At 65.7% G+C, this 6,303-nt stretch carries 9 protein-coding genes; all 9 read left to right on the top strand.

Going from position 1 to position 6,303, the window contains the following annotated elements; translation table 11 throughout:
• The first annotated feature begins 71 nt into the window (after positions 1 to 71).
• The 9 genes from rlmD (at position 72) to ACPYOD_RS06000 (ending at position 6,289) form a co-directional block, all read left to right on the top strand.
• The gene (gene rlmD, locus ACPYOD_RS06040) at positions 72 to 1,373 is read left to right on the top strand and encodes a 23S rRNA (uracil(1939)-C(5))-methyltransferase RlmD (protein ID WP_481300829.1); all 1,302 of its coding nucleotides are present in this window, start codon (positions 72 to 74) and stop codon (positions 1,371 to 1,373) included.
• Positions 1,374 to 1,388: 15 nt separating this feature from the next.
• Complete coding sequence (locus ACPYOD_RS06035) at positions 1,389 to 1,913, top strand: CYTH domain-containing protein (RefSeq protein ID WP_481300828.1); 525 nt, start codon at positions 1,389 to 1,391, stop codon at positions 1,911 to 1,913.
• Positions 1,907 to 2,908, top strand: coding sequence for a beta-N-acetylhexosaminidase (nagZ, locus tag ACPYOD_RS06030; protein ID WP_481300827.1), 1,002 nt, complete (start codon positions 1,907 to 1,909; stop codon positions 2,906 to 2,908). Before ACPYOD_RS06035 ends, nagZ begins: the two co-directional genes overlap by 7 nt.
• Positions 2,909 to 2,915: 7 nt before the next feature.
• Positions 2,916 to 3,461, top strand: coding sequence for a hypoxanthine-guanine phosphoribosyltransferase (locus ACPYOD_RS06025; RefSeq protein ID WP_481300826.1), 546 nt, complete (start codon positions 2,916 to 2,918; stop codon positions 3,459 to 3,461).
• A gap of 4 nt (positions 3,462 to 3,465) precedes the next feature.
• Positions 3,466 to 4,212: an S-methyl-5'-thioinosine phosphorylase gene (locus tag ACPYOD_RS06020; protein ID WP_481300825.1), complete on the top strand. Its 747-nt coding sequence runs from the start codon at positions 3,466 to 3,468 to the stop codon at positions 4,210 to 4,212.
• 137 nt (positions 4,213 to 4,349) lie between these two features.
• Positions 4,350 to 4,556, top strand: a complete 207-nt coding sequence (locus tag ACPYOD_RS06015) for a cold-shock protein (RefSeq protein ID WP_036117760.1) — start codon at positions 4,350 to 4,352, stop codon at positions 4,554 to 4,556.
• Positions 4,557 to 4,702: 146 nt separating this feature from the next.
• A complete protein-coding gene (locus ACPYOD_RS06010) occupies positions 4,703 to 5,086 on the top strand; it encodes a VOC family protein (RefSeq protein ID WP_481300824.1) in 384 nt (127 codons plus the stop codon).
• Positions 5,087 to 5,209: 123 nt separating this feature from the next.
• Positions 5,210 to 5,668 (top strand): hemerythrin domain-containing protein, encoded by a 459-nt coding sequence (locus ACPYOD_RS06005; protein WP_481300823.1) that lies wholly within the window; start codon positions 5,210 to 5,212, stop codon positions 5,666 to 5,668.
• Positions 5,669 to 5,758: 90 nt separating this feature from the next.
• Positions 5,759 to 6,289, top strand: coding sequence for a dihydrofolate reductase family protein (locus ACPYOD_RS06000; RefSeq protein ID WP_481300822.1), 531 nt, complete (start codon positions 5,759 to 5,761; stop codon positions 6,287 to 6,289).
• The last annotated feature ends 14 nt before the right edge of the window (positions 6,290 to 6,303 follow it).

Here is a 6,303-nt window from a genome sequence, read left to right as displayed (position 1 = left end):
GGGCTGTGGCGCGCCCCCCCCCCCCCCCCCCCCCCCCCCCCCCCCGCTTCCCGCATCACGTTTTTGAGCGCATGACCGAATTCGAAGCCACCATCACCGACCTCAGCCACGACGGCCGGGGCGTCGCCCGCATCGACAACAAGGCCACCTTCGTCTCCGGCGCCCTGCCGGGCGAGCGCGTGCTGCTGAAGTACCGCAAGCGCCATCGCAACTACGACGATGCCGAAGTCGTCCGCATCCTCGAGGCCTCGCCCGAGCGCGTGGAACCGGTGTGCCGGCATTTCGGCCAATGCAGCGGCTGTTCGCTGCAACACCTGGCGCCGGCGGCACAGATCGCCGCCAAGCAGCGCGTGCTCGCGGAAAACTTCGAGCGCATCGGCAAGGTCACGCCGGAAACCTGGCTGCCGCCGCTGGTCGATCAGGCCTGGGGCTATCGCCGGAAGGGCCGTTTTTCCGTGCGGTACGTGGCGAAGAAAGAACGCGTGCTGGTGGGTTTCCGCGAGGAATCGAACCCGCGCTTCGTGGCCGATATCGAGGTGTGCGAGGTCATCCATCCGGCACTCGGCCCGAAGGTGGGGCTGCTCGCCACGCTCATCGGCGGCCTCGACGCGGCGCGCGATATTCCCCAGGTGGAGTTCGCCGCGGGTGACGACACCGTCGCCCTCGTTTTCCGCCACCTGTCGCCGCTGTCGGAGCGCGATCGCGCCGCATTGACCGAGTTCGGCAAGGCGCACGGGCTGGCCATCTACCTGCAACCGGGCAACCACAGCAGCGTGCATGCGCTGTGGCCGGAGACGCCGCGGCTCTCGTTCGCCGTTCCGGCGGAGAACGTGGAACTAGACTTCCTGCCGCTCGACTTCGTGCAGGTCAACGCCGGCATGAACCAGCGCATGCTTGCGCGCACCCTCGAGCTGCTCGACCTGCAGCCGGGTGATCGCGTGCTGGACCTGTTCTGCGGCCTCGGCAACTTCACCCTTCCCATTGCCCGCCACGCGGCCGAGGTGGTCGGTGTGGAAGGCGAGCACGGACTCGTGGAACGCGCGGCGGCGAACGCCGCGCGCAACGGTCTGGGCAACGCCACGTTCCGCGTCGCCAACCTCTTCGACGACCAGCGCAATGAGCCCTGGGCCACGCAGGCATGGGACAAGATCCTTCTGGACCCGCCGCGCGCCGGCGCGGACAAGGTGCTTGAATACCTTCCGCGCAAGGGCACCAACCGCATCGTGTACGTGTCGTGCCATCCGGGTTCGCTGGCGCGCGATGCGGGTATCCTCGTCGGGAAGCACGGGTTCCGGCTCGTGTCCGCCGGTGTGATGGACATGTTCCCCCACACTGCGCACGTCGAATCCATCGCGCTGTTCGAGCGCGGCTGACGGAACGGGAAGCGCATGGGCGTCGAAATCGAACGCAAGTTCCTCCTCGCCGGCGATGGCTGGCGCAATCTGGTTGAGCGCAGCGAGCGGATCGCACAGGGTTACCTGGTGGCCGGTGCGGCGATCGCCGCGGGTCATGCGAAGTGCTCCGTCCGGGTGCGCCTGTCCGGTGACAAGGGCTGGCTCAACATCAAGTCGGCCACCCTGGGTGTCGAGCGCCACGAGTTCGAATATCCGATTCCGTATGCGGATGCCGAACACCTGCTGCATGAACTGTCCGATGGCGTGCTGGAAAAGATCCGGCACCACGTCATGCTCGACGGTGCCCATTTCGAGATCGACGAATTCCTCGGCGACAACGCCGGACTGATCGTGGCCGAAGTGGAACTTCCGTCGGCGGATGCGCCTTATCCGAAGCCGGAATGGCTCGGCATCGAGGTGAGCGAGCAGTCGCGCTATTACAACGTGAACCTTGTCGACCGGCCGTTCGCGCAATGGTCGGCCGCGGAACGGGAAGGGAAGGGAGACACCGCATGCTGATCGTCGGCCTTGCCGGCACGGAACTCGCCAAGCACGAACGCGCCTGGCTTACCGCGCCGGGCGTATCGGGCACCATCCTGTTTTCCCGCAATTTCGCCTCGCGCCGGCAGGTGTCCGCGCTGATCGAATCGATACGCGAAGTCGCCGGCGAAGACTTCCTCGTATGCGTCGACCAGGAAGGCGGCCGCGTGCAGCGATTCCGCGATGGTTTCACCCGGCTGCCGCCCGTCGCGGCCATCGGCCGGCTCTATGACACCGATCCGGTGGAAGCGGTGAACCGCGCCGAGGAACATGCCTGGATCATGGCGAGCGAAATGCGCGCCATCGGCGTGGACTTCAGCTTCGCGCCCGTCGCCGACCTCGATCGCGGCAGCCGCGCGATCGGCAACCGCGCCTTCCACGCCGATCCGGCAGTGGCGGCCGAGCTGGTGCAGGCCTATGTGCGTGGCATGCACCTGGGCGGCATGGCGGCCGTACTGAAACACTTCCCCGGGCACGGGTCGGTGCTCGAGGACACGCACCTGTCGTCCGCGGTCGACCCGCGCGGCAAGGACGAGATTTTCGCCAACGATCTGCTTCCCTTCCTGGCGGGCATGGAAGCACACGCCGAGGCCGTCATGGCCGCGCACGTGACGTATCCGGCCGTGGACGATCGCCCCGCCGGTTACTCGCGCGTGTGGATCGAGGACGTGCTGCGCGGCGAACTCGGCTTCCGCGGCTGCGTGTTCGGCGACGACATCAGCATGGCCGCGGCAGGCAGCGTCGGCGGCATCGCCGAGCGCGCCGCCGCCCATCTCGACGCCGGTTGCGATCTGGTGCTCGCCTGTTTCCCCGACGTCGTTCCCGAGGCGATCGCCGCAGTCGCCGGTCGCAGCCCTTCGCCGCCCGATCGCATCGCGCCACTGCGCGGTGCGATCGGTTCGACCTGGGAAGGACTTGCAGACAACCCCCAGCGCGAGCGATTCATCGCACGCGTGACCGCCCTGGAGCCTTGAGCCACCCATGACATCCGTCCCGTACGAAGAAGCGCTGGCCAGCGCGGACCTCCTGTTCGGCCACGAGCAGCTCGACATCGAGATCGCCCGCATGGGCCGCGAGATCGATCACGCGCTCGCCGGCGAACGCCCCGTGTTCCTCACCGTGATGCACGGTGCCCTGATCTTCGCGGGGCAGCTCGCCCTGTCGATCCGCACGGACCTCGAGTTCGACTACGCGCACGCCACGCGTTACCGCGGCCAGACCAGTGGCAGCGACCTGCATTGGCTGCGCCGGCCGGAGGTTCCGTTGCAGGGGCGCACCGTGCTCCTGGTGGACGACATCCTCGACGAAGGCCACACCCTGAAGGCCGTGCGCGACGCCTGCCTCGACATGGGTGCGGATCGCGTACTGCTGGCCGTGCTCTGCACCAAGGTGCATGGCCGCCGTGCCCACGGCATCTCGGCCGACTTCAACGGCGTGGACGTACCGGACCGCTATGTCTTCGGTTACGGCATGGACTACAACGAACACGCCCGCAACCTGCCGGGCATCTACGCGCTGAAGGACTGACCCGATGAGCATCGACCTTGCCGTCATCGGCGGCAGCGGCCTTTACGCGTTCGAGGGGCTCGAAGACAGCGAGCGCCACACCGTCGAGACGCCGTTCGGCGCCGCCTCGGGCGACGTCGTCACCGGTCGCTTCCGCGGCAAGCGGCTGGCCTTCCTGGCCCGCCATGGCGAGAGCCACACCGTGCCCCCGCACCGGGTGAACTACCGGGCCAACCTGTGGGCACTTCATTCGCTGGGCGCGCGCCGGGTCGTGGCGGTCAACGCCGTTGGCGGCATCCGCGACGACATGGGCCCGCGCACGCTCGTGGTGCCGGACCAGATCATCGATTACACCCACGGCCGCTACACCAGCTTCAACGACGTGGAAGGCGCCGAAGTGCGGCACATCGACTTCAGCGAGCCGTATTCCGAGAGCCTGCGACAGGCGATCCTCACCGCCGCCAGGGCGGAAGGGCTGGCCATTATCGACGGTGGCGTGCATGGGGTAACCCAGGGTCCGCGGCTTGAAACCCGTGCCGAAATTGCGCGTATGAAGCGCGATGGCTGCGATCTCGTCGGCATGACGGGCATGCCCGAAGCGGTGCTGGCCCGCGAGCTGGATCTCGAATTCGCCTGCCTCGCACTGGTCGCGAATTTCGCGGCCGGCGCCGGGGACGAAGCCGAGATCAGCATCGAGGAAATCTTCGCCCACCTCGCCGCGGCGACCACGAACGTGCCCCCCATCCTGGGTCGGTTACTGCTGACAGGTTGATCTCGGAAAGAATCCCAGTTGCGCTTTACCTGGAAACATGATGATACTTCCGCTGCGCCGCGGGGGCAGGCCAAGGGGATCCATGGGGAACGCCTCGCCATCCGGGTGCTTCCAGTCCATGTCCAGAGGTTTCCGCAATGCGTTTCGGTACGGTCAAGTGGTTCAACGACGCCAAGGGTTTCGGTTTCATCGCGCCCGAGGACGGTGGGGAGGACGTGTTCGTCCACTTTTCTGCGATCAATTCCAAGGGGTTCCGTAGTCTCCAGGAAGGCCAGCGTGTGAAGTTCGAAGTGACCACGGGCCCGAAAGGCGCCCAGGCGTCAGGCGTCGAAATCGCCGCCTGACCGCTTCCACGTTCTTTGCAGGTTCCAGGAAAACCCCGCGCATCCGCGCGGGGTTTTTTTTGGAATCGTTCTTATTGACCATGGCCGGGCGGAGCGCCGATAGTCCGGCCTGCCGCGCCCCGTCGTGCGAGGCCAGGGAGAAACGGATGAAGCGAGTTACCGGCATCGGTGGGATCTTCTTCAAGGCGAAAGACCCGGCCGCCCTGCGCGACTGGTACAAGCGCCACCTCGGCATCGACGTGCAGGACTGGGGCGGCGCGATGTTCCCCTGGTCCGACGGCGACAACGCTGGAAAGGGCATGACCATCTGGTCGATCGGCGCGGAGGGCGGCGAACAGTTCCCGGCTGGCGCCTCACCCTTCATGATCAATTACCGCGTGGAAAACCTGGACGCGCTGCTTGAGGCGCTGCGCGAAGAGGGGTGCAACGTGCTCGAGAAGTCACCCGACTCGGACTATGGACAGTTCGGTTGGGTGATCGATCCCGAGGGGAACAAGATCGAGCTTTGGCAGCCGCCCGAAGAACAGTGATGCGCGAGCGGTCCATCGGCAATGGCGTGGCGAAACGGATGCGATGACGTGCCGTTTCTCTCGCAGGAAATTCACGGTCGGCAGTCGAAGGTAGGGCACCCAGCCACTGCCAGGAACCCGCCGATGGATGCCATCAAGCTGCTCAAGACCGATCACAAGCTCGTCAAGGAGCTGCTCTCGCAACTGGAAGAAACCAGCGAGCGCGCCACGAAAAAGCGTGCTGCCCTGCTGCAGGAGATCCAGGTCAACCTGAAAGCGCATACCACGATCGAAGAAGAAATCTTCTATCCCGCGTTCAAGGAAGCCGGGCGCAAGGCCGAAGCGAAGATGTACTTCGAGGCGCTCGAGGAACACCGTGCCGCCGAAGACCTCGTGCTTCCCGACCTGCTCGGCACCGATCCTTCCAGCGTGGAGTTCTCGGGCAGGGCGAAGGTGCTGAAGGAACTCATCGAGCACCACGCGGACGAGGAAGAGAAGGAAATGTTCAAGGACGCGAAGGAACTGCTTTCGAAGGAAGAGCTGGCCGAGCTCGGCGCGCGGATGGAAGAGCGCAAGGCGGAGGTCATCGCTTCCTTTGGTTGAGGTAAAACCGTTGCCGGATCATTCGCTCCGTCCCCGACGGAGCGAATGTCACTCCCATCACCGCGTAGTCCAATGCGATGGAGGCTTGTCATGGCGAAGCTCGTTTTCGCGATGAACCAATCCCTGGACGGCTACGTCGACCATGACGCGTTCGCGCCCGACGCGGCACTGTTCCGGCATTTCATTGAGGACGTGCGGGGCCTGGCCGGCAGCCTCTACGGTCGCCGCATGTACGAGGTCATGCGTTACTGGGATGACGAACGGCCGGAGTGGAACGCCGCCGAACGGGAATACGCGCAGGCGTGGCGAGGCCAGCCGAAGTGGGTGGTGTCGCGTTCGTTGGATTCAGTGGGACCCAACGCATCCCTCGTCGCGGACGACCTGGAAGCGACGGTGCGTCGCCTCAAGGCGGAGCTCGACGGAACGATCGAAGTGGCCGGGCCAACCCTGGCGCAAGGCCTGACCGACCTCGGGCTGATCGACGAGTACCGGCTCTATGTCCACCCCGTCGTGATGGGCCAGGGAAAGAAGTATTTCGCCGGACCGCGCGGGCGCTTGAAGCTGGCCGCCACCGATGCGTTCAGCGGCGATGTGATCAGACTGACCTACGTGCCCGCCTGATGCCAGCTCGCCCG

This window comes from Luteibacter sp. HAY1-4A (assembly GCF_056755355.1).
Note: the sequence above shows the minus strand (reverse complement) of the source record. Positions and strands in the feature narration are given on the sequence as shown.